The sequence below is a fragment of the Dyella sp. S184 genome, assembly GCF_009766065.1.
Lineage (GTDB): Bacteria > Pseudomonadota > Gammaproteobacteria > Xanthomonadales > Rhodanobacteraceae > Rhodanobacter.
Genome location: NZ_LMUE01000012.1, coordinates 293,812 through 319,879, shown reverse-complemented (window position 1 = coordinate 319,879; position 26,068 = coordinate 293,812). Strand labels below are relative to the sequence as shown.

Here is a 26,068-nt window from a genome sequence, read left to right as displayed (position 1 = left end):
GTGATGTTAGCACCGGGGCGAGCCGAACCGATTCCCTGCTACGCCCCGATAACCCCGCTACACACTCTGCAACAGCTCGTCGCCGTGCACCCGGTTCATGTGGATGCCGTTGATGAAGACCGAAAACGCCAGCTTGCCGGCCAGCCCGTGCACATGCTGCATCCATGGCGGCAGCCAGCGCGGCGGCAGGATCGCGCCGGAGGCGAAATGCGGCTGCAGCGCGATCACGTCGTGCAGGGTCAGCTTGCCGGCAAACAGGTGGCGCAGCAGATCCATGCGCTGCTGCTTGAACGCCCAGCGGAAGAACGTGTGAACGGTAAGCAGGCCGGACAGGTAAACATTGTCCTTGGCGAACGCCGCGCCGCCAGTCAGCGGCACGCCGCGGAACACCCGTTGGGCCGAATGGAAACTGTCCGCCACGCTCTGCCCGCAGTCGCTGAAATAGCGGTAGACCTCGACGAAATCGGCACCGTTCAGCGCCATGTCGATCGCCAGGATGCGCAGGCTGATGCGCTTGAGCCGGGCGATATCGATCGCGCCGGACATCAGCTCGGCGAACACCGCCAACCCTTCCTGCGTCGCGGTCACCCGTGGCGAGGTTCGCGCCAGCGAGGCCAACAGCGGCTGCTGGCGGCCATTCAGCGCGGTCAGCGAGTGCACGAACGCCTCGTGTGCCAGCAATTGGTGACGGTCGTACTCGCTGAAGCTGGTGCCATCGCGCAGGCGAATGCGGGTGGCACCGGCCGCCGCCTTCGCGGTCAGCTCGGAATCCACCTCGACCTTGATCACGCCGGCACCGAAGAAATCGTCCAGCGTCTTTGCCAGCTCGTCGCGCAGCACGGTCGCCGACATGTCCACGCTGCTGTCGTCGGCCAGCAGGTCCGCGCCCAGCTCGTCGGACAGTTCGACGAAGTAATGCGCGGCATCGAGATTGCTGCGCTGGCTGCCGGGAATCAGGTCGCCCGGCTTGCCGTACAGCGCGATCGACGGCGCGGTGACACCCGCCGTGCCCACGGATTCCAGCATCTCCGCAGCGATCCGCCATGACTCCGCCGTGCGGCGCAGGTAGTCACCCAGCGGATCGTCATCACCCGCCTCGCGCTCGATCGCCTCCAGCTCGGCACGTGCGACAGCCAGATCCGGTCGCGTATAGGTCACCTCCGGCAAGGTGAACTGACCGCTGCCGTAGGCCGCAATCATGCGGTCCTCCAGCGAGGCCGGCCAGGCCACCGTCGACAGGATATGGATGCCGCGCACTGCGGCCAGCAGGCGCTGGTCAAGTGCCGCGTAGCGCTGCAGTTCGGGTGCGATGGCACCGACCGGCGCGCTCATCGCGAGGTTCCACGCAGGGCATCCACCCGTCCGATCAATTCGGTGGCGATCGGATCGGGCTGGAACGCGCTCATGAAGCCGCGCGGGCTGGCCGGCATGAAGGTGAGATTGCGCCCGAAACGGGAATCCGTCCGCAGCATCAGCGTGACACGACGCGGGTTGGTCATCGTGGTGGCATTGACGTTCATCACGTCGCGCAGCGCCACGCGGATCTTCTCGCCGCGATTCTTCACCACCAGGTCGTCGCCGTCCAGCCAGACTTCGTCCAGCAAGTCATACAGCAGCTTGCGGTAGAGCAGCAACATCACGCCAACCATGAACAGCGGCACCAGCACCAGCGGAAAAAATGGCGGCGATGGCGCGTTCACGCGGGCATGCTGCATTACCCAGATCTGCACGCCGAAGATGGTCAGCACAAAGCCGATCCACAGCACCGGAAAGACCCGCTTGTAGAAGAACGTGAGCGACGATGACAACCGACGCATACCTGCACCCCCGCAGCAACGATGTCGCGATACTAGATGCTTTGCAGCGCGCCGTGCACAGGCCCCGGCGCCGTCGATCATCCGCAGCGGAAATCAGTCCCGCTCGCGCTGCCCGCGGTGCCCATGCGGCCGCTCGATGGGGCGACCACCGCGCTGCCGGCGCAGGCGCGCTTCCAGCGTCGCCGCCTGCTCTTCGCGCTCATCGTGCAGCTTGAGATAATTGCGCCAGCGCCCCGGAGCCAGTTCACCATTGTCCAGCGCCACCTGCACCGCACAACCCGGTTCGCTGCCGTGGCCGCAGTCGGCGAAACGGCATTGCTCGGCCAGTACCTCGATGTCGGCGAACAAGTCGAGGTTTTCCTCACCGGTGAGTTTCAGCTCGCGCATGCCGGGCGTGTCGATCAGGCAACCGCCGCTGGGCAGCTGCAGCAAGGCACGATGGGTGGTGGTGTGGCGGCCACGGCTGTCATGGCTGCGTACTTCGGCCGTGGCCATCGTGGCCGTGCCAAGCAAAGTGTTGGTCAAGGTGGATTTGCCAGCACCGGAAGAACCGACCAGCACGGCACTGTCGCCCGGCTGCAGGTACTGCGCCAGCAGATCTACGCTGGACGGATCCTTGCCGTTCAACGGATGGATCGGGATGCCCGCCGGCAACCGTGCACGCAGCGCTGCGATCTGCTCGGCCGCGTCGTCACGCGTATCGAGCTTGCTCAGCAACACCACCGGCTGCGCGCCGGAATCCTCGGTCAGCGACAGGTAACGCTCGATCCGTGCCGGATTGAAATCGCCATCCAGCCCGGTCAGCACAAGCACGTAATCGATATTGGTGGCGATCAGCTGGCGTTCGTAACGCTCGCCCGCCGCCGCGCGCGACAACACCGTGCGCCGTGGCGCTACGGTGACGATATGCGGCGGCGAGCCGCTTTCCACTTCGACGAAATCACCGACCACCGGCCGCTCGGCCGGATCGATGCCGCGCTTGAGGAAACGCCCGTCCGGCTGCGCCCCGAACAGGGTTTCGCCGTCGTGCAACTCGTAGCCGGCGCGATGCTGCGCGACTACCCGGGCCAGTCGCAGGCCGGCGGCGGGCAGCACATCACCACGCCAGCCTATGTGTCGCAGGCGCTCGATCGTTTCGGCATCGCTCATTCGGGGAAGTCGGTCTGCACGGTCTGGCAATTATGCCCTGCCCGGGGATTGCCCGCCGATGAACCGGAATCCGCCCCGGCTGGCGCTCGCGCTGCACTGCATCACGCTGCTAGCATCGGCCTGCCGGCGGTGGCGCCGGCTCCTGACCCCCAGACAACCAAGGATGCCGGCGTTGGCTTCGATCACACCCAGTGCGCACCTCGCTGACGTGCGCTATGAAATCCGTGGCGCGCTGACCCGGCGCGCCCGCGAGCTGGAGGCTGCCGGCCTCGACATCATCAAGCTCAACATCGGCAACCCCGGCCGCTACGGCTTCGAAGCGCCGGCGCATCTGCGCGAGGCGATCGCCAGCCACCTGCACGAGAGCGAGGCCTACGGACACGAGCAGGGGCTGGAACTCGCCCGCGAGGCGATCGCCGCGCAGCAGCGTTCCCGCGGCGCGCACGGCGTCGAACCCGAACGCATCTTCATCGGCAACGGCGTCAGCGAACTGATCGACCTCAGCCTGCGCGCCTTGCTGCAGCCCGGCGACGAAGTGCTGCTGCCGAGCCCGGACTATCCACTTTGGAGCGCGGCGACCATCCTCAATGGCGGCCAGCCGCGCTATTACCACTGCCTCGCCAGCCATGGCCACCTGCCTGATCCGGACGAGATCGAGGCGCTGGTCACCCCGCGTACGCGCGCCCTGGTGCTGATCAATCCGAACAACCCCACCGGCGCGGTGTATCCGCGCGCGCTGCTGCAGCGGCTGGTGGCGATTGCCGCGCGACACCGGCTGCTGCTGCTCAGCGATGAGATCTACGACGAGATCCTGTACGACGGCGCGAGCTTCCAGCCGCTGGCCGAGGTCGCCGGCGAACTGCCCTGCCTCAGCTTCGGCGGCCTGTCCAAGGTGCATCGTGCCTGCGGCTACCGGGTCGGCTGGATGAGCCTGTCCGGCGATCCGTCACGCAGTGCCGCCTACCGCGATGCGCTACAGCTGCTCGCCGCATTGCGCTTGTGCGCCAACGTCACCGCGCAATGGGCGGTGCTGCCGGCCCTGCAGGACACCCCGACGATCGGCGCCTTGACCGCGCCCGGTGGCCGCCTGCATGAGGCGCGCCGGGTCGTGCTGCAGGCTGTCGCCGCCAGCGAATACCTGGAACTGGTTGTCCCGGATGGTGCCCTGTATGCGTTCCCGCAGGTGCGCGCCGACCGCTTCGCCAGCTTCGACGACGAGGCTTTCGCCCTGCGTCTGCTGGAGGAGGAATCGGTACTGGTGGTACCCGGCAGCAGCTTCAACGTGCCACGCAGCCGGCACTTCCGGCTGACCCTGCTGCCACCTCCGGCGCAGTTGCGCGAAGTGTTCGTGCGGATCGAACGGGTGCTGGCGCGGATGGCACGGGAGCAGTCGCCACGCTCTGCCGCCGCAGTAGCCTGAACTCACCCACCCATGGTGCCAGTCACTCCGCCTCTGCATTATCTCGCCCTCGGTGATTCCTACACCATCGGCGAGGCAGTGCCCGCGCAGCAGCGCTGGCCGGCCGTGCTGGTGCAGCGGCTGCGCCGGGCCGGGGTGGTGATTGACGATCCCAGCATCATCGCTGTCACCGGTTGGACCACCGACGAGCTGGCGCTAGGCATGGACGCGACGCCACTGGCGCCGCCGTACAACCTGGTCAGCCTGCAGATCGGCGTCAACAACCAATATCGTGGCCGTCCGGCCGGTGAATACCGTACCCAGTTCGCCAGCCTGCTGGCACGTGCGGTTGCGCTGGCCGGTGGCCGCGCCGCGCGGGTGGTGGTGGTATCGATTCCCGATTGGGGTGTCACCCACTTCGCGCATGAACAGGGTCGCGATCGCGCGCAAATTGCCCGCGAGCTGGACGTCTACAACGCGATCGCCCGCGACGAGACTGCACGCGCCGGCGCGCATTTCGTGGACATCACCGGCATCTCGCGCCGCTATCCCGTACTCGTCGCCAGCGATGGCCTGCATCCCTCGGCGGCGCAGTATGCGTTGTGGGTCGATGCGATCCTGCCAGTGGCGCGTGCCGCGCTGCGCGCGTCACGCTGAGCCGCTCCGTTCCGCCGCAATCAGGTTGCAACCTGTTCGCCATCGCACGGTGACCTTGCGTGGGCAGACTGGTGCCCCGGCATCCTACCGGGAGTACGCGCCATGACGACCCTTCGCTGCCGCAGTGCCTTCATCTCCGATGTGCACCTGGGTACGCCCGACTGCAAGGCCGGCTACCTGCTCGACTTCCTGCGCAAGCTGCGCTGTGAAAAGCTCTATCTGGTTGGCGACATCATCGACCTGGAGGCACTGGCCCGACGACCCTGGTGGCCGACCGAGCACACCGCCGTGATCGCCGAAATACTCGACCTGGCACAACGCGGGGTCGAGGTGATCTATATCCCCGGCAACCACGATGCGCCGATGCGTGGCCTGCACGGGCAGGAATTCGGTGGCGTACGGATCGAACTGGATGCCGTGCATGTCGGCGCGGACGGTCGGCGCTATCGGGTCAGCCACGGCGACGAGTTCGATCCCGAGCAGATCGGCCGCGGCTGGATGCAGCACTTCGGTGAGGCCATGCACCGCCTGATCTGCTGGAGCAACCGCCGGTTGCACGTGATGCGGCAACGACTGGAACTGCCTTACCTGCCGCTGTCGATCATCGTCAAATCGCATATCGGCAAGGCGCTGGCCTATATCTGCGCCTACGAGGAACGGGTGGTTGATGACGCCCGCGAGCGCGGCTTCGACGGCCATATCTGCGGACACATCCATTTCGGCCACGTGCGCGAGTTGAATGGGGTGCTCTACCTCAACGACGGCGACTGGGTCGAGCACTGCACCGCCCTGATCGAGGACCACACCGGCGCGATGGAACTGCTCCATTGGAGCGAACAGCCCGCCGCCCTGGGCCGGGCCAGCCGCGAGCTGGTATGGCCCTCACCGGCTGCCGCACTCGCCCTGGCGCCGCTGGGCGTCTGTCGGCGCGACCTGAATGAGCTGCATCGAGCCGCCTGAACCACGCATACCTTGAAGGCCGGCGAGATCACCGCATATCAGGCGGCGTATCATTACCTTCATTTACCGGAGTTCCTGCATGTCCCTCGACAACACTACCCGCGAGCGTATCGAAACCCTGCTCAAGGACCACCGCGTGGTGCTGTTCATGAAGGGCGACCGCCAGCAGCCGATGTGCGGCTTCTCCTCCGCCGCCACCAACACGCTGAACGAACTGCTGCCGGACTACTACACGGTCAACGTGCTGGAGGACCCGGAAATCCGCGAAGGCATCAAGGCCTACGGCGACTGGCCGACGATCCCGCAGTTGTACGTGGAAGGCGAACTGGTCGGTGGCGCCGACATCATCCGCCAGATGTACGGCAACGGTGAACTGCATGCCCTGTTCGGCGTGGCCGCACCGGATCGCACCCCGCCGCAGATCACCATCACCGACGCCGCCGCCGAGGCGATCCGCCAGGGCACCGCCAACGCGCATGGCGTGGCGCTGCATCTGGAGATTGGTCCCGACCACAGCGCCGGCTTCCAGCTCGCCCCGGCCGGCGAGCATGACATCGTCGCCCACGCCAATGGCCTGGAAGTTCACTTCGATCCGGCCAGTGCCCAGCGTGCCAAGGGCATCGTGATCGACTGGGTTTCTACCGTGCAGGGCGAAGGTCTCAGCCTGAAGTTTCCCGGCGCGCAGGAGATCGGCTCGCTCAGCGTGCAGCAGCTCAAGGCGCGCCTGGCCGCGAACGACATCACGCTGATCGACGTGCGCCCGGCCGCGGGCCGCGCCCAGGCCGCACCGTTGGCGCAGGCACGGGTGCTGGAGGACGAAGGCTACGAAAGCCTCGCCGCACTGCCGAAAGACACAGCGCTGGCCTTCATCTGCCACCACGGCATCTCCAGCCGCGGCATGGCCGAGCGCTTCGCCACGCACGGCTTCAGCAACGTGCACAACGTGGAAGGTGGCATGGATGCATGGGCTGCCGAAATCGACTCAAGCGTGCCGCGCTACTGAGCCAGACCGGCTGCTACCCGACCGGCGATGCAACAGCCTTGAACAAAAACGCCCCAACAGGGGCGTTTTTGTTCAGCCATTGACGATCGAGACTCAGCCCTTCGGGGTGACTACGTCGCTGGCCCGATTGAAATCGCCGATCACCCCGACCAGATCGGCCACCGCTGCCCGCTCGGCCTCGCTGAGATCCGGATTCCAGCTGTCGAGGATCAACACCACCCGGGTCTCGGCGCTGTTGTTCCATGCCTCGTGTTCGTAGGTGTCATCGAAGGTGACGCAGCGACCTTCTTGCCATTCATGGATTTCCCCACCGACACGCAGGGCGCAATCGGACGGCACGATAAGCGGCAGATGCGTGACCAGCCGGGTATTGGTGACGCCGCGATGCGGGAGGATATGCGTGCCAGGCTGCAGCACCGAATACAGTGTTTCCGGCGAATGCTCGCGGACGTGCGCAAGCGGAAGCGCATCGAGGATTGCCGCGGTTTGCGGGCAACGCGCGGCATGTGCGTCGTAGCGCTCGCCATGCCGGTGGAAAAAGTAGGCATCCCAGGCAGCTTGCCGGGCACCGGAGGATCGCAGCAGATCGGCCGTATCCTGTGGCGAATCCGTCTGCAGGAATGATTCGAGGTCCTGGGGCTGCGAAAGTACGCTGCGCAGCTCCTCGCGGATCACCGCGGTATTGGCCTCCAGCTCGGCCAGCCACGGGAATCGCTCGCGCGGGTAATACGGCTGACTCGGCACACCCGGGAAATACAGAAACTTGGGCTGCTGCCGTGAATCAGGCAAGTTGGCCTCTTGCTCGCCCAGGTAGATGGCAATGCATCGTTCCACCCGCACGAGTTCGGACTTTCCGTAACGCTGCCGCAGCGGTTCAAGCACGGCATCAAAAAGATCATGCCTGCCGACATTGACATATTGCATGGCACTCTTCACGGCATCCCGATATTCCGGCGCCGTCGTCTCGTCACTGAGCCAGCGCCCATGCGCCTGCGCCGCATTGATCGCCATGAAAGAGGTGGCCAGGGCCTCGTACTTCTCTCCCAATTGATCCAGCAACATTCCCAGGCGCAAGCGCGCCACGAACATGTTCGGCGCAATCTCGAGCCCGCGCCGCAAATCGGCGACCGCACCCCGAAAATCGCCACTCGTCATCCGCGCCACACCCAACTGATGCAGCGTCACGGCATCGCCGGGATGCGCACGATCTGCGATAACAAGCAGCTCGACGGCCCGGTTCGCCGCGCCGCGGGCAAGCTGGATGTTGGCCAATTGCCGCAGCGCCTCGAGATCGTCGGGATCGGTCTCGAGCAAATCCGAATAGGCTTGCTCGGCAAGCGCCAAGTCGCCCTGGCGCAAGCCTGCGCGGGCCTGTTCACGATAATCCGCAGAGCGCGGGTCTGACTCATTCTTCATTGCTGGCTTCACTACCGGATGGGCTGCGGGAGCCCCAATACAACGCCGCAGCAGGCTGAACTAACCGGCATAATACGCGGTGACGCATTCGATTGCCTTGGCTGGCAAGGCGTCGTTTTGAAACATGGCTTGCATCGCGCCGCGTTAGATCAGATACAGCAAGTTGCACGCCGCCATTCACCTGATGCCAAAAGAGCAGACATGACTCCTCGCCTGCATGGATTGAGCCCCGACACCCGCATGCACATCATGGTCGCCGGCGAAGCACTCGAAGCGGGCCGGGTGGATGTGGCCGAAAGCCACCTGGCCAGCGCTTCCGCATCAGATCCGCAGCACCCTGAAGTCCTGCGGATGCAGGCCGGCATCCACAGTCTGCGCGGTCGTTCCCAACAGGCCGTAAGCACGATGCAACAGGCCTTGGCGCAACGCCCGCAGGACGCGCTTTACCACAACACTCTCGGTACCTTGCTGGGCAATGCAGGAGCATTCGATGCCGCGATTGCCGCACTGCGTCGCTGCTGCGAACTGAAACCCGGCCTGGCCATCGCCTGGTACAACCTCGGTGTCATGCTGACCCGCTGCGTACGCAACGACGAGGCCGTGATTGCCTTGCAGCGCGCCGTTGCGCTGGCGCCCGATCATGTGGACGCACGCGCCCTGCTGGCTGACATGCTACGTACCCGCGGCCAGACCGTGGAAGCCACGATGGAATACCGCAAAGTACTCGTGGAACAGCCCTGGGCTGGCCAGGCCTGGTGGGGGCTAGCCGACCTCAGGACCACCCGCTTCAACGATGACGACATCGCGCACATGCAAGCGGCGATGCAACAGCCGCGGGCCAGCGAAAACGACCTGATCGCGATGGGTTTCGCGCTGGCCAAGGCACTGGACGATAACGGTCGCCTGGATGAATCACTGGCTGCACTCGCCCAGGCCAACGCCATCGCCAGGCGCCGGCAGCAGTGGGATGCAAACGCCTTTTCCAAGGGAATCTCGGCGGCCAACCAGGCTTTCCTGCCGCCGCTTGCAGCCGCTGCGGAAGCGCTTGGCAAGGAAGTCGTCTTCATCGTCAGCCTGCCGCGATCCGGTTCGACCCTGGTCGAACAGATCCTCGCCTCGCATAGCTCGGTCGAGGGTGCCGGCGAACTGCCTGACCTGCCACAGGTGCTGGGCGAGGAATCGCGTCGCCGCGGCCAACCGTTTCCGCAATGGGTGCACGCGATGCAGCCAGCTGACTGGGAGCGCTTGGGACGGCGCTATCTGGAGCGCACCGCGCACTGGCGTCGGCAGCGTCCTGTCTTCACCGACAAGCTACCGAACAACTGGATGTACATCGGCGCGATCCGCGCCATGCTGCCGGGGGCGCGCATCATCGCGTGCCGGCGTGACCCGCTGGAGACCTGCTTCTCGTGCTATCGCCAGTATCTGGCCGGCAACGAGTACACGCGCACGTTCGACGATCTGGCGGCCTTCTGGCGCGACTTCGACCGCAGCGTTTGCCACTGGCATACGCTGCATCCGTCGCAGGTGTTCGAGCACGAATACGAGCAATTGTTGGCCGATCCGGAAGTCCACATCCGTCGCTTGCTGGATTTCTGCAGCCTGCCGTTCGAGCCGGCCTGTCTGAGCTTTCATGAGAACCAGCGCGAAGTGCGTTCGCCCAGCGCCACCCAAGTGCGCCAGCCGCTGCACGACACGGCGCGCGCACCACGCTACGGCGCCCTGCTCGATCCGCTGCGGATGGCACTCGGGCTGCTGCCGTGGCAGCAAGGCGACAGTCCATGAACGGGGCCTTCACCCCGACACCCGATACCAGCGGCCGCCATCTGGCCGTCTACGAACTACAGCGCGCGCAAGGTCGCACACAGGCTGCTCGACGCGTACTGCTGGATGCCCTCGCTGGTGCGTCCGAAGCGGAGTGGCTGGCCTGCGCGCGCGCACTGGTGCTGCGCTCCGACACCGATACGGCGCAGGTCGTGCTGTCCGCAGCACTCGTCGCGCATCCCGGCTCGGTCGACCTGCGTTTCGCGCTGGCGGGCAACCTGCAGCAACGCGGTGAATCGGCGGCAGCCGAAGCGCTGCTGCACGAGTTGCTCGCACAACAGCCGACGCACGCGGCCGCTACCTTCCTGCTGGCAACTCTGCTGTGCCAGCAAGGCCGCATGCATGGTGCGGCCGGTGCCATTCGCCATCTGTTTGGACATGCGCGACTGGATGCCGACACGGTCATCCAGGCCGTGGAAATGCTCGACGATATCCAGCGGACATCGGATGCCGCGGCCATCTGCGAGGCAGAGATCATGGCAGGCTGCACCGATCCGCGGATTCATGCCTATGCCGGCATGCTGGGTATCCAGCTCGGTCAATTCGAACGCGTGCGCGAGCGGTATGCCTTCTCGCTCGCGCACAGCTCGCAAGCCGTGGAATGGAATATTCCGATCGGCCTGTCGGGTCTGCAGCGTTACAAGGACGGCGGCCATCCGGATTTCCAGTTGTTCCGGGACGTGCTGCAACGACCGGACTTGAGCGAGAAAACACGCATCACGACGCTATTCGCCCTGGGCAAGGCTCACGACGACATCGCCGACTATGCGCAGGCCGCACACTATCTGCACCAGGCCAACGCTCTCGCACATGTGCGCTCGACCTGGTCGCGCAAGCACTGGCGGCGCCTCGTCGAGGCACGCCTGGCAGCCAGACCGTCCCCATTCCAACTGGCCGCCACGAGCGAATGGACGCCGCTGTTCATTGTCGGCGTGCCACGCTCCGGCACCACGCTGCTGGCCGAGCTGCTCGCGCGCCATCCGCTGGTCTGCAATCGCGGCGAGTTGGGCTGGCTGGCGACACTGGCCCGACGGTTCGAACAGACCGGCACCAGGGAGCCGGCCGCGTTCGAGCAAGCCGCAAGCACCTATGCGGCGCAGCTGCGCCAGGACGACTCCAGCGCACGCTGGTTCATCGACAAGCAGCCACTGAACCTGCTGCATATCGATCTGATCCTCACGTTGTGGCCGAACGCGCGCATCATCCATTGTCGACGTAACCCGCGCGACACCGCACTTTCGCTGTGGTCGCAGTCGTTTCATGACCACGCACACGACTACGCCTACGACTTCGGCGATATCGCAGCGCTCATCCAGGGTTGTGAGCGCCTGCATGCGCATTCACGCGTGCGCCACGCCGCGTCGATCCGTACCGTACGTTACGAGGAACTCATCGCCGATCCGGCCTCCTGTCTGGGCGAACTGGCACGCTGGCTCGGACTGCCCGAGCACGACCTGCTCGGCAGCCCGAGTCGCGACCATGCAATCAGCACCGCCAGCGCATGGCAGGCGCGCCAGCCGATCCATCAGCACTCGGTGGCGCGCTGGCGTTTCTACGCATCCCATGTTCCGGAACTGCTGCGTATTCCAGACAAGTGAGCGTGCGATCACCGCATTCCTTGGCCGCCGACACACCGCTCTGGCGCACGACGGGCTGCAGCCGCGATACTCTCTCATTGACCACTGGCTGACTTCCGCTGACGTGACGCCGACGACGTTCCCACCCGACGAAGCCGAGCGCTTTCGCACCGCCCAGGCACTCTGGCAGCAGGGGCTGGTGGAACCTGCCCGCACGCTGCTGGACGACATCCTCGCGCATCATCCGATGCACCCCGATGCGACACCGCTGCTCGCCCAGCTGCTGCAAAGCCAGGGTCAGCTCAATGCCGCCAGTCAGTTGATGGCGGATTGGTGCCGCCACGCGGGCCTGCAGCCGGCGATCACGATGCGATGCGCCCAGTTCATCCAGCAATGCCAACGCCAGGCGCTAGCCGCGGCCCTTTGCGAGGAATCCATCGCGCTCGGCCACGCCGACGCCGGACTACATGTACTGGCTGGCAACCTGGCGCGCGAACTGGGCGAGTTCGAGCTCGCGCGCACGCATTACTACACAGCGCTGGAGGGCGGCGTCGACCTCGATAACTGGTTTGTACTTGGTGCGCTGGCCGCCACCCGGCGCTACACCGATCGCGCCGATCCGGACTTTGCGCGTCTCATCGCCCATTTCGGAAACTCCGCCTATTCCCTGCATGCCCGCGCGGTGACCGGCTTCGGCCTCGCCAAGGCGTACGACGACATCGCGGACTATGCCAACGCCGCACAGACCCTGCGCGGCGCCAACCAGCTATCGGGGCAGGCACAACCGTGGTCACGCGAGGCATGGGCGCAATGGCTGGACGCCCGCATGCAGCTGCGCACGCTCGAGACGCCCTTGCCGTCGACGTCTGATTTCGTGCCGATCTTCATCGTCGGCCTGCCGCGCAGCGGCACCACCCTGGCGGCGACGCGACTCGCCGGGCATCCGGATGTCCGCGACCGTGGCGAGCTGCCGATGCTCGGCTTCATCGCCGAACAGCTGCAGTCGGGTAACCTCATGCGCGATGCCGGCGCATTGCGTCAGGCCGCTGAGCTGTACCGGGTGCACGCCGTCCAGGATGATCCCCGCGTGCGCTGGTACATCGACAAGAACCCGAACAACTTCCGTTACCTCGACCTGATCGCAACGCTGTTCCCGCAGGCCCGTATCATCCACTGCCGACGCGACCCGCGCGATACCGCGTTGTCCATCTGGTCGCAGAGTTTCGCGCATCCGCAGTACGGTTTTGCCAGCGATCTCGACGACATCGCCGACTTCATGCGCAGCCATGACAGACTGATGCAACATTGGCAGCAACGTCTGCGCGTGCCGGTGCACAGCCTCGACTACGAAGCGATGGTTGCCGATCCCGAATCGACCCTTGGAACACTGCGAGCTTTTGTCGACCTGCCAACAGTCGTCGCACCAGGGACAACCGCCATCTCGACCGCGGCGATCACCACGGCCAGCGTATGGCAGGCCCGCCAGCCGATATACAACTCGTCGGTGGGACGCTGGAAGAATTACTTCCCCTACGTGCCGGAGCTGACGCGATTCTGAGTCACCTTCTGGCCGACTCGTCGCCCCGTGCCGGGTTGTGTCGTGAACGGGCCGTGTGACCACACGGCTGACGGCCACGCATCAAACGCCAGGCCACCGTTCGGGGGTCATCCAACGCGAATAAACCGTTCGGCGCGATCAAGGGTAGCCTGCAAACCGGGAAGAACCTGGTTGATCAGATCCGCATGCCGACGCCACTTGCCTGGAGCAGGCTCGGTCACGGTGTAACGCGAAAGTGGCAGCGCGGCGTCGAGTGAACGATCCCAGTCAAGTCCGAGCACACCGCACAGTCGAGACATCTCTGTTTCTGGATCTGCAATGAACGCGTCATAGCGCACAACATGACAACGTTCCGGCGGAAGCGCAGCAAGATCGTCGAGCAGGATGCGTGTAGTGGTATCCCACTGTGCTGCCACGATCTCAGGCAACGGCCGCCCAATCAGTTCGCGCCAACCGGGCACCAGCAACAGGGACCACGGCAAACCAGTCCAGCCGGGAAGGTTCGCATAAGTGCGGAATCCGCCGGATTGCCAAGCCTCGATCATGCTACTCAAGGTTTCGCGCGGATCGCGATGCAGGTAAATGAACTGCGCCTCCGGGAAAACCTTTGCCAGGAAAGGTATGCGCAATGCGTTCTTGGGTGTTTTCTCGAGCATCCGGATCGGGCGCTGCCCCGGTGCGTGGCCATCCCTGTCCGCCAGTTCCGCGAAAAACCGGCTGCGCAATGCTTCGATCAGCCCTGGCGTCGCTGCAGTTGCATCAAGTCTGTTGGAGTCATAACCCAGCTCGCTTGCGCTGAGGCCAGGTGTACCTTCGATCAGTGCATGACTTTCGCGGCCAATCGTGTAAAGCCCCCGAGCCTTCGCCAGGGTCTCAAACAACAAGGTGGAGCCGGAACGGGGTGGCGAAATGATGAATATCGGGCGATCATAGAGTGGATCGCGACCACTCTCTTCCAAGCGCGCACTCGGCATTCCGTGGATGGCATTCTGGCGTAATTCATCGCCACTGGAGGCGCGATCGTTGTCGGCAATCGCCACCGACAGGACCATCAGACGCAGCGCGACCACAAACGGCGAGTCATTGATCAATTGCAGCGACGCTGCAAAATTCTTCAGCCACTGTTCGTATGAGTTCAACGCTTTGCGATAGGCAGGCACACCAGCCGGATCGGTACCATATTCCGACCATAACGCCTGCCAGGCGGCAAGAAAGCGCGACGTAACCTGCTTCGCTGGTTCAAGTTCTGGATGCGGACGCACCTCGCTGAGGAGAAAGGTGATGTGCTCACGCATCTCCCAGGGCGTCATGACCGCAGGCAGATTGACCGATTCATAACGTAATGCGGGTCGCAGTTCGTCAGTCGGTGCAACGGCCTCTGCCTGCCAACCCTCCGGCACATGGTTGCCCGGCATCTGCCCGTCCCTTACCAGCTCCCCGAACTCATCGCTGCCGACAGTGTCAGCCACGAGATGAATCCGTTCGTCGTCGTCACCATTGATCACTTGATGCTGGCGCCAGGTATCGAAAATCCAGCACTCGCCCGGCCCCATATTCACCTCGCCTTCTCCGCAGATGAACCGCACTGTCGGCTTGGTCAAAATGGGCACGTGCACGCGTGCGCGTGCACGCCAGTAGTAGTTGATATCGAAATGCGGAGTGACCTCGGCCTGACCCGTAAGCTTCATCAGGCGAGTCCGCCCCCATACGGCACCAATTCGCGACAATACCTGCATCAGGTATGGACACTGCAAAAGATACGGAGTTGGTCGCATCACACCCAAAAAGGATTCGTTGTCAGGGTCGCCATTGGCCGCAATCAAGGGCAACCACAGATTGCCGGGATATTTCTGCGGATGCTCGTGCCAGGCGTCTTCGCCAAACGCGGCGATCTCCTGCGCGAGCACCTTGGCATCGAATTGCAGTGGCAACTGGATAAATGGGACGGGCAGTTTCACTTTTTGTATCCACTCGAATTGATTGAGCCGCACGCCACAGGCGCGGAATTGAATGAGCTTCTTTGTCGTAGCAGCTGCATGGTAGTCGACGATTTCATCACCACAGCTGGAATGCGCGCTCCAGCCACTCAAGAATGAAACGACCGTCTTCTTTCATAAATACACTATCTGGTAATCGCCTGGCGTAACGGCTGCAGCTGTTGTTCGTAATTCCGCCATTCCTCGAAGAAACGCGTATGAATGGGCTCGCGCACCTGCGACAGGCTGAGTGTGGCTACCGCGGCCTCGTTGCGGGTTATGTCGACGCAACCCGCTTCCCATTCCAGTCCACAGTGGGCTAGCACCTTGCGTGTCATCGCTTCCGGATCGCGCGTCAAATCGCTGTATGACACATCGAAAATCTGCCCGGGCATGGCCGCATGCCAATGATCAAGCACGCGGCGATACTGCAGATAATGCTCGGCCAGCGCGTGCAAGTCGTAACCCCATGGCAACAGGTCACCCATCACCAGCGTACGGAAGTTGGAGAAGCACACATCCATCGGATCGCGTACCAGATTCAGGATGCGGGCCTGGGGCAACGCACGATGAATCAGCCCAGCGACCATCCAGTTGCGTGGCATCTTGTCGATGAAGAATCGCGCACCTTGCGCGCGCCACTGGGTTTGCTCCAGATAACGGCGCCCGATCTTGGCATAGTCCAGATCGGGCAGTCGTTGCACGATGTGCTCATCCAGGGTGATGCGGTGATCGGCCACCCAGCGCAACTGCAGGCCGAACTCGCTGAGCTCACCGGCCGATGTCACCTGCGAATGATTGCTGAGCACACGCTCCAGCAAGGTGGTTCCCGAGCGAGGCATGCCGATGATGAAAATCGGTTGGGGCCCGTCATGGGCCATATCGCCGGCTTGCAGGAATTCTGGTGTGCAGCGATCGATCAGGCTATCGAACAGACGCCACGCATGCCTCGGATCATGCTGCTGTCGCGCATACATGATGGCATTGGCGCGAGCCAACGAGCTCCAAGCCTCGTCATAACGAGCAAGGTCTTCCAGCTCCTTGTAAAGCGCAAACTCGAGTGCACCATGATCCTCCGTGCCCTGTTCAACTTCCTGCAGGCGTTGTCTCAAGTCATGCAGGTGATTGCCCTGAAGTGTCTGTCTGCGCGCGCGGGACAGCGTCAACGCCGCCTGCCCGTGACATGGCGCCAAACGCAGGCACGTACGCAGCTCGGCTTCTGCCTCGTCCATATGCCCATTGAACATCAACTCCTGCGCGCGCTCGAACCGGAAGTCGACCGTACCCATGCCCACGGCAGCGGCTCGATTGAGCAACGTCAACGCCTCCGGATGCTCGCCAAGCAACTTGCGCGTGATGGCCATTTGCGTCAGGACGGAACCATCGCTCGTTTCCGCCAGCACTGGATGATCCAGGCAGCGGCGCGCTGCCACCGTTTCGCCGAGCTGTCGCAATACTTCGGCCACCTCCGCGATCAGGCTGCCATCAGTCGGCAGGTTCCGCGCTACGGCCAGCGCGTATTCCGTGGCATCACGAACATGGCCCTCGGCCCGAGCGACACCGCTCAGCGCCAACAACGACTGGGTGTGCCCCGGGTCGCGTTGCAACAGGGATTCCAGGGCAACCCGTGCCGCTGCAATCTGCCCATCGGCAAGATAACGCTGCGCCCGGCTCCAGCGGCGAACGGTGGAATCATTCATCGAGCTAGGTCCGGCGCGGGCTTCTTCATCATATGGTGGCAAACGGCACGCTACCTGAGAATGACTTGGCAAAGACGTCGGTGCCACAGGTAGCGATAATGCAGGTGATATTAATCAAGACGCCGCATCCGCTGAATACCCCCAATGTCTCAGCATCGGCTCGAGTATCGGCAGCACTGGCTCGAATTCGTGGCGGTAGCGGGTCCAGCGGTTCAGGCCCTTCCGGTTTACCGGCTCGATGACCTGGCTGTAGCTAGGCGTCGCGATATAGCCCTTGTCACGTGCACGCTGGTCGAACTGCAGCATCGGGATGGCGTCCTCCAGTTCGAGGAAGTTCGCGATGCGCCGGGTCTGTTCGGGAAAATCCGTCACGAGTTCCTCGTAGCGCGATACCAGCACCTGCGGCCGGAAAATCCGTTCGTCCTCCAGCCAGCATTCCATCGCCTGCACGTAGGCCCCGGCCAGCCGCTCGAGACTGGAACATGCCGCCCCCAGGATGCTGGAGCGGAAATTCTGCATGTAGCAGCTCAGGATCACGTCGCACGGATGGCGCAAGGCCAGGACGAACTTCGCCTCGGGAAAGAGCCGGGTGATCAAGGGTACCCACATCATGTTCAGCGGGTTCTTGTCGACCAGCTGCGAACTCCAGCGTCGTTGGATCGTCTCGGAAACCATGATCAGATAGCGTTTGCGCAATTCGTCGCAATCACGCTGCTGGAGCAGGTCGAGATTCGACAGGATGCCCGGATGGTGGTTGCGCAGCTTGTCGGCCAGTCGGTTGAAGAACGGATTCTCGTCCATCGACTGCAGGTCCGGATGCGCATCCAGCATCTGCTCGAGCAAGGTCGTGCCGGAACGCGGAAATCCCACAATGAATACCGGCGAATTGCGCGCATCCGGCGCGATCAACTGCGGCCAGCGAGCACGGTCTTCGGCACTTGTTCTGGGTATCGCCGCTGGCAGGGCCAAGGCACCGGCTTCGAAATGTTCCGGCGAGGCGTGCTTGAGTTCCTCTACCTGGATCGCATGCGCGCACTGCAGGGTCTGCATCGCGAGTTGCGTCTCGCCCAGTTTGTCGTGAACCTTGGCCAGGTCGAAATAGTGGGTGTAATCGTTCGCATGCCGCGGGCCACCAGACTCCAGCAGTGACCGTGCCGCAACCACATCACCGCTGCGCAGGGCCAGCGTGGCCCTCATGTGATCGACCTCGTTGTGAAGTGTCTTGCTGGATGTCGTCGCAGCGGCAGCGGCGACCGACTGCAACATCGCCTCTGCATCGGCCACCCGATTCAGTCGCTCATATATGCCGGCCAGCAGCAATCGGGCCTCGGGCAGGGACGGATTCCTACCGACCAGATCTTCCAGCAACGCCCCCGACGCCGGGGCGTCGCTCAAGAGGTTCAGCTGCCGGGCCAATTCCAGCTGCAGGGTATCGTCATTCAGCGGCAACCAGTTAGGCCACGGCTTCAGCAGGTCCGTGGCACCTTGGAAGTCCTGGCACAGACTGCAGGCGCGCGCGGCATGGATACGGGCCCGTGGCAGATCGCGGTCGAGTTCGAAAGCGTCGAGCAGCATCTCCCGAGCCGCCAGATATTCATGCCGATCCAGCAGCATCAAGCCCAGCTGGATTTTCGGTTCGATGTTTTGTGGCTCCCGCTGGATCGCCGCCACATAGGCAGCCTCCGCTTCCGGCAGCGAGCCGGCAGCCCGCAATGCCGTGGCGTAATTGCAGCAATGCAGGCTGCTGTCCGGAAACAACTCGGTCAAACGGGCGTAGATGGCTAACGCCTCGCCCAGGCGACCCTGGTGTTGCAGGCTCAGCGCCAGCAATACCAGTACATTTTCATCCTGCGGCTGCGCGCGCAGCTGTGCACGACACAGGCGCTCCGCCTCGAGCGGATCACCTGCCGTGATCGAGGCGACAATCAATTGGGTAGATTCTGGGGTCATGGCATGAAAAAAAGGCCGCGTGATCACGTCACGCGGCCTTTAAGGTTAACGCAGGTTCCGATGGATTAGAACTTGACCGTCACGCGAGCCCAGAAGTAGCGGCCCATCAGGTCGAAATCGCTCGGATCGGTATCGGCGTTGAGCGTGTTGTTCGCGTACATGACCGGCGGCTGCTTGTCGAACGCGTTGTTGACGCCGAAGTCGATACGCGTGTTGAGCGGCTCGATGTTGTAGCCGAACGACACGTCGTTGTACACGGTCGCACCATACTTGTAGACGGCACCTTGGATGGTGCACGCATACGTGCCACCAGCCGGGTTCGGCTGGCCCTGGTAGTAGCACGAACCATCCGGGTGCACGTCCTGCGTCGGCGACTGCGAGCCCATCTGGAAGCGACCGATGTAACGCAGACGCCACGAAGCGCTCCAGTTACCCAGCTGCCAGTCCAGGAAGGCCTGTGCACGCCAACGGGGGAACAGGCAGGTACCGGCACCCGGGCACGAAGCTTCCGGCGCCGAACCGTACGACAGGAAGTGACCCGCATCGTGGAAGGTGACATCGCCAACCGTACCCGGCGCGGTATCCTGGTTGTAGTACTTCAGGTAGGTGGATTGGAGGCCGACGTTGAACTGGCCGAACGCGAACTGCGGCAGCTTGTAGTTCAGCGAGAAGTCGACGCCGCCGGTGCTCAGGGTACCGAGGTTGGCTGTCGGCTGCAGGATCGAGATGATCTGACCCTGACTGGTGCCGGAAGCCGCGCGGGTGATATCGGGGCAGTATTCGGTCTGACCCGAACTGCACAGGTTCAGCACTTCCTGCGCATTGACGCTGGTGATGTCATTGTTCAGGTACAGGTGCCATACGTCGACGGTCGCCGACAGGCCCGGTGCCCACGACGGGCTGTACACCGCGCCCAGGTCGAACGACTTGCCCTGCTCCGGCTTGATCGGGAAGCCCGCGTAGAGGGAACCGGAAGTGATCGCGTTGAGCTGCGTACCCGTGGCCACGTTGTTGTTCACGAAGGTGCCGTTGGTGGGCACATTCACGCAAGCCGGGTCAACCGGGGAACCGGTATAACCCGTGCAGGGATCGGAGCTGATTCGCGGCGCCGAACTGGCCGGGGCGCCATAGAGTTCACCGATGTTCGGGGCACGGAACACCTGCGACATCGTGCCACGCAGCAGCAGGTCGTCGATCGGCTTGTACTCCAGCGCGAACTTGAAGTCGTTCGTGCTGCCGAAGGTGCTGAAGCGCGAGTAACGATCACCGATCGTGACGTTCAGCGACTTCACGCCAGGCAGGTTGGACAACACCGGAATGAAGGATTCCGCATAGACTTCCTTCACGTTGTAACCGCCTGCCAGGCTGGAACCGCACTGGCTGCCCAGCGTACAGGTGCCGGTGGCCGGATCGATGTTCAGCAGCGGGTCGACGACCGTGGTGGCATGTTCCTGGCGATAGTCGGCACCAGCGGCCAACTGCACCGTGCCGGCCGGCAGCTCGAACAGCCCACCGTTGACGCCGGCATGCCAGACCTTTTCCTGGCTGTACGAATCGCTGACCGCGGGCACGCCGGCATTCTGCAGCGCCGCCACGGAACCGGGCGAGTACAGGTCGAATGGATTGAACTGCAGCATGGCCGGCGTCACACCGGTCGGGCAACCCTGACCTGCGGTCGTGGCTCCCGGCACGCAGGCCAGGCCGCCTGTGCCCATGTACGACGGGCCTGTGTACAACTTGTTGCCGTTGGGCAGGCCACGGGTGGTGGTGACCGTATCCGAATGGCCGTAGTCGAGGCCAACATCCCAGTTCCAGCTCTGGTCGAGGACCGTGAAGCTGCCCTTGATACCGGTGTTGAACTGGCCGTTGTTGGCGCCGAACGCCGAGGAGCGATTGCCCAGCGATGCAAGACGCGCATTGAAGGTGTTCGCGCCCTGGGCGAATTCCACGCCGAACGGGTTGTAGTAGTTGTTCGCCGAGATGTCCGCGCCATAGGGGCTGCCGTACACGGCCGGCGCCAGCTGGAATTCGGAGGTGGTCTTGTTGAAGTAGGCATTCATGTAGGCCTGAACGTTGTCGCTCAGGTTGTAGGTGCCCATCACGAACCCGTTGGTGCGTTCCTGCGGGGTCATGATCAGATTGACCGCCGCGTAGTTGTACTTGTCGCTATGCGCGCCGTTGTTCTGGTAGCAGTGGTAATTGGCCGTGCTCACCACCTGGCTGTTGGCACCCGGGTTCAGCGCCACGTAGCCGCAACCGAACTGTCCGGCCAAGGTTGTTGGATCCGTCGTGCTACCGGGCAGCTGGATGTGACCGTACGGCGAGGAGGACGAGCCGCCGACGTTCGCCGTGACCGGCTGCGGTGCGGATGGGCCAGTGCCATTGGTGCCGTAGACCGAAACCGAGTTCTTGGAGAACTTGCGGTTCTGGGCTTCCACGCCATCCTGCTTGTTGTATTCGATGCCGCCCATGATGCTTCCCTTGTCGGACGTCTGTCCGAAAGTGAAGCTGTAGCCCGACTGGTCGCCGTCGTTGTGGTCGGATTCGCCGACGTTGGTGGTGAACTGCGCGCCCTGGTAGTCCTTGCGCAGGATGAAGTTCACCACGCCGCCGATCGCGTCGGAACCGTAGGTCGCCGAGGCGCCGTCGGTCAGAACTTCGATGCGCTCAATCATGTTGGCGGGGATCGAGTTCGGGTCAGTGTTCAGCACGCGCTGACCGTCGACCAGGATCAGGGTGCGAACCGAACCCAGACCGCGCAGGTTGATGCTGGAGCCGCCGGTACCACCGCCGTTGTTCACCTGCGGGTTGACGTTGCCGCCAGTCATGGCCGGCAGCTGCTGGACCAAGTCGCCCAGCGTCATCTTGCCGGTCGCCTCAATCTGCGCGCGGTCAATGGTGACCACCGGATTGGACGTTTCCAGATCCACGCGGCGGATCAGCGAGCCGGTGACCACGACCGTCTGCAGCGATTTCGCCTTCTGCTGGTCGGGCTGATTGCTATTGGTTGTGGTGGTTGTTGTTGTGGACTGGCTGCTGGTGTCCTGGGCAAATGCCGTACCCGATGCGCCAGCACCAATGACAGCACCCAGCGAAAGCGCCAGGCGGACTGCCGAAGAAAGTTTTGTGACCCCAAGTTTCATAAAGACACCCTCCGATTAATTTTTGCCATGGGTCAGAAAACGTTCTGCCCAAAAACTGCGACTTGGCCCGATCTCCCAGGCCGATGAACTTCAGACCCACGAACTCCCGAATCCCAACCGATACTAACAGGCAAATAACGCGACGTGAACACGCAGCATACTTTCCGTGGCGGGTGTATCAATGCCATTGAAATGTGCTGTGGCGTTCACGCCCTGCCATCAAGACACGCAACTCTTCCAAGCGCGATGTCCCTTTATCATGCCTCTTTTACATATTGTCAACAAAATTTGTACAAGCAAGAACTTTCGATGCCGAACGAATTCTGGCTTACTTCTGACCCAGAGGGAATCGGAAAACCGGGTCGATGCCGTTGCCTGCGCTGGTATACGGCCGCGCAGGATGTGTGTGTTTCCTTACGCTATGGCATGTTCTTGCGTTTAAAGCTCTCCTGGGGAGATCGGCTTGATCGCGGAACTCAAACTTCCTCGAGCCGGATCATTCCGCTTCCGCGTCTTCCTCGAAGCGCAGGTGCTTCACGCTACGACCGTTGCGGCGCACCAGTTTCAGCGCCTCGATGCCAACCCGGATGTGCGCCTCGACAAACTGTGAGGTAACGCTGCGGTCGCTGGCTTCAGTCTTCACCCCTTCCGGAATCATCGGCTGGTCGGAGACGAGCAAGAGTGCGCCGCAGGGAATCCGGTTGGCGAAGCCAGCGGCGAAGATGGTGGCGGTTTCCATGTCCACCGCCATGCAGCGGGTGCGCCGCAGATACTCCTTGAACGTGTCGTCGTGCTCCCACACCCGGCGGTTGGTGGTGTAGACCGTACCCGTCCAGTAGTCGTGGCCAAGGTCGCGGATCATGGTGGAGACTGCGCGCTGCAGCTGAAAAGCCGGCAACGCTGGCACTTCCGGCGGCAAATAATCGTTGCTGGTGCCCTCACCGCGGATCGCCGCGATCGGCAGTACCAGGTCGCCGAGCTGGTTCTTCTTCTTGAGGCCGCCGCATTTGCCCAGGAACAGCGCGGCCTTCGGCTCGATCGCGCTCAGTAGATCCATCACTGTGGCGGCGTTGGGGCTGCCCATGCCGAAATTGATCAGGGTGATGCCGTCGGCTGTGGCGTTCGGCATCGGCCGGTCGCGACCCTGCACTTCCACTCCGTGCCATTGCGCGAACAGTTCCACGTAATGACCGAAATTGGTCAGGAGGATGTGTTCGCCGAATTGTTCGAGCGCCGTGCCGGTGTAACGCGGCAGCCAGTTGGAGACGATTTCCTGCTTGCTCTTCATGAGTGAGGTAGTACTCGTGCTGCGTTACCGGCGACGCCACGCCGGCTGGATGCCAGATAGTCGCCTCTCATATTAGTGGCTGTTGACAGTCCGCGGGATCGGCGACCAGTCAGCGAAACGGCCCGGCCCAGGCAACTTTCGGTTGACGCCGCAGTCCCTTATTGCGTGTTATGTTCGATTTGCCATTCATGACGGGGGAAACGTGATGCGGATGGGCTTGGCGATTGATGCTTCCTGCGACCTGTCGCAGGCGTTCCTGGAGAAACACAAAGTCGCGATCATGCCGGTCACGGTGAAGATCGATAGCGAAACCTTCTTGGATGACCGCCGACCGGAGGAGCTCCAGCGCTACGTCGACCGCCGGCTCGGCAGCCGCAGCCACTCGGCGGAAACCGAACCGTGCCCGGTGGAAGAAGTGCAGAAGCTGTTTCTCGACAAGCTGGTGCTGGACTACGACTGCGTGTTCTGCCTGACCATCACCGCCACGCGCAGTCCAATCAACGAGCACGTGAACCGCGCCAGCTTCGCGATACTCAAGAACTACAGGCAGGTGCGCGAACAGGCCCACATCCCCGGCCCGTTCATGATGCGCGTCGTCGACACCCGCAACGTCTTTGCGGGAACAGCCCCGACCATTTACGAAGCGACACGGTTGCTCGCCACCGATGCACAACCAGCAGCGATCCGCGAGCGCCTCACCCACATCGCCAACAACAGTTATGGCTACATGTTGCCTCGTGACCTGATCCACCTGCGCAACCGCGTCAAGAAAAGGGGAGATCGCAGTGTCAGCCTTTTCAGTGCGATGGTCGGCACGGCGCTGGATATCAAGCCGCTGCTGCGCTGCTATCGCGGCGAAACCGGCCCGGTGGGGAAGGTACGTGGCTTTGATCACGGTGCGGAGATGCTGTTCAACTATGCGGCGCAGCGAGTACGCGCGGGCTTGCTGGTGCCGATGGTGTGCGTCAGCTATGGCGGTGACCTGGCCGTACTGTCGAACCTGCCTGGCTATGCAGGCCTGCGTGCGGCCTGCGAGGAATGCGACGTCGAGCTGATGGAAGCACCGATGAGCATTACCGGCATGGTCAATGTGGGCGAGGGCTCCTTGACGCTGGGTTTTGCCGCCGAGGAACACGTCGCCGAATTCTGAGGGACTCTCCTGTCATGCGCCGCCTGGATGCCCTGCTGCTGTTGTTCGCCATCACAGCGCCTGCCACAGCCGGCACGGTCTACAAGTGCAGCAGTGCGGGCGGACAGGTGACTTATCAGGATGCACTTTGTCCAAAGACGCAGACGCAAGAAACCCTGCAACTGTCGGACAGCACGGCTGCGCCATCGCCCGCCGTCCCTACCCCAGCCAGTACGACCGCCGCGGTCGACAATGCGCCGGCACCGCCGCCATTCGTTCCAAACGTGCCGCTACCCCAGTTATACGGCTGTGTGCATGCCATCGATGGCAGCGCCTATGTCAGCAGCAACGGCAATCCGCAACCGTTCATGGCGCCGATGGGCGTGCTCGGCACGATACAGGCGCCATTGGCCCAAGCATACGGGCCAGGGGGCGCCGGCGTCTCGGCACCGGAAGTGAGTCGTGGCAAGGTCACCGCCGGGCTGATCGCCAGCAACTATGTCCAGGTGCAGGATCAATGCCGCCCGCTGAGCGTGCCGGAGATCTGCCACGAATTGCGCGACGAATACGAAAAGAATGCCGAGAAGCTGCGGCGCGCATTCCAGAGTGACCAGCCGCCGCTGCAGCAGCGCGAAGACGAGTTGCGTGCGCAACTAGCCAACTGCTGAGCGTCACCCGCTCAGAAGCCGTAGTTGAGGAATCCGCCATCCACCGCCAGCACCTGGCCAGTGATATAGCTGGCCGCCGGTAGGCACAGGAACGCGATCGCCGCCGCCACTTCCTCCGGCTCGCCGATTCGCCGCAGCGGCGTGTGATCGAGTACTTCGTCCAGATAGTCGTCGTCCGCCAGCGCCGGCTCCGAACGTTGGGTACGGATGTACCAAGGCGCCACCGCGTTGACGCGGATGCCGTCCACCGCCCACTCTGCCGCCAGGTTGCGGGTGAGTTGATGCAGTGCGGCCTTGCTCATGCCGTACGGCGAACCGGTACGCACATGCGTGACGCCGGAAACCGAGCCCACGTTAACGATGGCGGCGTTGGCATGTTGTGCCAGATTCGGATGCGCCAGCCGGCACATCTCGAACGCCGAGAACAGGTTCTGCTCGAACACCGCGCGGTATTCGTCCTCGGCATAGTCGAGCGTGGCCTTGGGCTGGTTGCCGCCGGCGTTGTTGACCAGCAACGACAGCGGTGCGCCCAGGTCGGCGATCCAGTCGAACACCGCCAAGCGCTCCTCCGCCTCGGTCAGATCCGCGCCGAACGCCAGTACCTCGATCCCGGCGAAATCATCGGCCAGTTCCGTGCGCACCTGTTCGAGGTTGTCCTCGTCGCGCGCCACCAGCAGCAGGTTGGCGCCCAGCGCGGCCAGTTCGCGTGCGGTGGCGTAACCGATGCCCTTGCTGGCACCGGTGATCAGGGCGGTATGGCCTTGCAGCTGCCAAGCATCGATGCGGGCGTTCATCCGCGCAGCTTAAAACGTCCCTGACGGTACGCATAGCTTGCATGGCAGATCGGCCGACGC

At 63.2% G+C, this 26,068-nt stretch carries 19 protein-coding genes; 9 read left to right on the top strand and 10 right to left on the bottom strand.

What is annotated here, in order from left to right; genetic code table 11:
* Positions 1-57 precede the first annotated feature (57 nt).
* The 3 genes from GSQ75_RS17095 to rsgA form a co-directional block, all read right to left on the bottom strand.
* Complete coding sequence (locus GSQ75_RS17095; protein ID WP_158756082.1) at positions 58-1,332, bottom strand: flavohemoglobin expression-modulating QEGLA motif protein; 1,275 nt, start codon at positions 1,330-1,332, stop codon at positions 58-60.
* Positions 1,329-1,817 (bottom strand): hypothetical protein, encoded by a 489-nt coding sequence (locus GSQ75_RS17090; protein WP_158756081.1) that lies wholly within the window; start codon positions 1,815-1,817, stop codon positions 1,329-1,331. Before GSQ75_RS17090 ends, GSQ75_RS17095 begins: the two co-directional genes overlap by 4 nt.
* A gap of 93 nt (positions 1,818-1,910) precedes the next feature.
* Complete coding sequence (rsgA, locus tag GSQ75_RS17085) at positions 1,911-2,966, bottom strand: ribosome small subunit-dependent GTPase A (protein WP_158756080.1); 1,056 nt, start codon at positions 2,964-2,966, stop codon at positions 1,911-1,913.
* A gap of 172 nt (positions 2,967-3,138) precedes the next feature.
* Here rsgA and GSQ75_RS17080 point away from each other — a divergent pair, with 172 nt between their 5' ends.
* The 4 genes from GSQ75_RS17080 to grxD all read left to right on the top strand — a co-directional run bounded on the left by GSQ75_RS17080 (position 3,139) and on the right by grxD (position 6,985).
* On the top strand, positions 3,139-4,386 hold the full coding sequence (locus tag GSQ75_RS17080; protein WP_158756079.1) for an aminotransferase class I/II-fold pyridoxal phosphate-dependent enzyme: 1,248 nt from the start codon (positions 3,139-3,141) through the stop codon (positions 4,384-4,386).
* Positions 4,387-4,398: 12 nt separating this feature from the next.
* The gene (locus GSQ75_RS17075) at positions 4,399-5,022 is read left to right on the top strand and encodes an SGNH/GDSL hydrolase family protein (RefSeq protein WP_158756078.1); all 624 of its coding nucleotides are present in this window, start codon (positions 4,399-4,401) and stop codon (positions 5,020-5,022) included.
* Positions 5,023-5,124: 102 nt separating this feature from the next.
* Positions 5,125-5,982, top strand: a complete 858-nt coding sequence (locus tag GSQ75_RS17070; protein ID WP_158756077.1) for a UDP-2,3-diacylglucosamine diphosphatase — start codon at positions 5,125-5,127, stop codon at positions 5,980-5,982.
* 79 nt (positions 5,983-6,061) lie between these two features.
* Positions 6,062-6,985 (top strand): Grx4 family monothiol glutaredoxin, encoded by a 924-nt coding sequence (grxD, locus tag GSQ75_RS17065; RefSeq protein WP_158756076.1) that lies wholly within the window; start codon positions 6,062-6,064, stop codon positions 6,983-6,985.
* Between the two features lie 93 nt (positions 6,986-7,078).
* Here the strand turns inward: grxD and GSQ75_RS17060 are convergent, their stop codons facing one another.
* Positions 7,079-8,401 (bottom strand): aspartyl/asparaginyl beta-hydroxylase domain-containing protein, encoded by a 1,323-nt coding sequence (locus GSQ75_RS17060; RefSeq protein ID WP_158756075.1) that lies wholly within the window; start codon positions 8,399-8,401, stop codon positions 7,079-7,081.
* Positions 8,402-8,602: 201 nt separating this feature from the next.
* On the opposite strand from GSQ75_RS17060, the gene GSQ75_RS17055 reads away from it, so the two are divergent.
* The 3 genes from GSQ75_RS17055 to GSQ75_RS17045 are packed head-to-tail and all read left to right on the top strand — an operon-like array spanning position 8,603 to position 13,360.
* Entirely contained in the window at positions 8,603-10,186 is a 1,584-nt protein-coding gene (locus tag GSQ75_RS17055; protein WP_158756074.1) for a sulfotransferase, read from the top strand.
* Positions 10,183-11,823 (top strand): sulfotransferase, encoded by a 1,641-nt coding sequence (locus GSQ75_RS17050; protein WP_158756073.1) that lies wholly within the window; start codon positions 10,183-10,185, stop codon positions 11,821-11,823. Before GSQ75_RS17055 ends, GSQ75_RS17050 begins: the two co-directional genes overlap by 4 nt.
* Positions 11,789-13,360, top strand: a complete 1,572-nt coding sequence (locus GSQ75_RS17045; RefSeq protein WP_158756072.1) for a sulfotransferase — start codon at positions 11,789-11,791, stop codon at positions 13,358-13,360. The genes GSQ75_RS17050 and GSQ75_RS17045 overlap by 35 nt, the downstream gene beginning before the upstream one ends.
* A 107-nt stretch (positions 13,361-13,467) precedes the next feature.
* Here the strand turns inward: GSQ75_RS17045 and GSQ75_RS17040 are convergent, their stop codons facing one another.
* The 5 genes from GSQ75_RS17040 to GSQ75_RS17020 form a co-directional block, all read right to left on the bottom strand.
* On the bottom strand, positions 13,468-15,450 hold the full coding sequence (locus GSQ75_RS17040; RefSeq protein ID WP_158756071.1) for a sulfotransferase: 1,983 nt from the start codon (positions 15,448-15,450) through the stop codon (positions 13,468-13,470).
* 32 nt (positions 15,451-15,482) lie between these two features.
* On the bottom strand, positions 15,483-17,036 hold the full coding sequence (locus GSQ75_RS17035) for a tetratricopeptide repeat-containing sulfotransferase family protein (RefSeq protein WP_158756070.1): 1,554 nt from the start codon (positions 17,034-17,036) through the stop codon (positions 15,483-15,485).
* Between the two features lie 114 nt (positions 17,037-17,150).
* On the bottom strand, positions 17,151-18,986 hold the full coding sequence (locus GSQ75_RS17030) for a tetratricopeptide repeat-containing sulfotransferase family protein (protein ID WP_158756069.1): 1,836 nt from the start codon (positions 18,984-18,986) through the stop codon (positions 17,151-17,153).
* 65 nt (positions 18,987-19,051) lie between these two features.
* Positions 19,052-22,129 carry a TonB-dependent receptor gene (locus GSQ75_RS17025; protein ID WP_158756068.1) on the bottom strand — a complete coding sequence of 1,026 codons (3,078 nt, stop codon included), beginning with the start codon at positions 22,127-22,129 and terminating at the stop codon, positions 19,052-19,054.
* 496 nt (positions 22,130-22,625) lie between these two features.
* Positions 22,626-23,417 (bottom strand): AMP nucleosidase, encoded by a 792-nt coding sequence (locus GSQ75_RS17020; protein ID WP_158756067.1) that lies wholly within the window; start codon positions 23,415-23,417, stop codon positions 22,626-22,628.
* 211 nt (positions 23,418-23,628) lie between these two features.
* On the opposite strand from GSQ75_RS17020, the gene GSQ75_RS17015 reads away from it, so the two are divergent.
* On the top strand, positions 23,629-24,567 hold the full coding sequence (locus GSQ75_RS17015; RefSeq protein WP_158756177.1) for a DegV family protein: 939 nt from the start codon (positions 23,629-23,631) through the stop codon (positions 24,565-24,567).
* Positions 24,568-24,581: 14 nt separating this feature from the next.
* Positions 24,582-25,214, top strand: coding sequence for a DUF4124 domain-containing protein (locus GSQ75_RS17010; RefSeq protein ID WP_158756066.1), 633 nt, complete (start codon positions 24,582-24,584; stop codon positions 25,212-25,214).
* An 11-nt stretch (positions 25,215-25,225) separates the two neighbouring features.
* Here the strand turns inward: GSQ75_RS17010 and GSQ75_RS17005 are convergent, their stop codons facing one another.
* Positions 25,226-26,008 carry an SDR family oxidoreductase gene (locus tag GSQ75_RS17005; protein ID WP_158756065.1) on the bottom strand — a complete coding sequence of 261 codons (783 nt, stop codon included), beginning with the start codon at positions 26,006-26,008 and terminating at the stop codon, positions 25,226-25,228.
* Between the last annotated feature and the right edge of the window lie 60 nt (positions 26,009-26,068).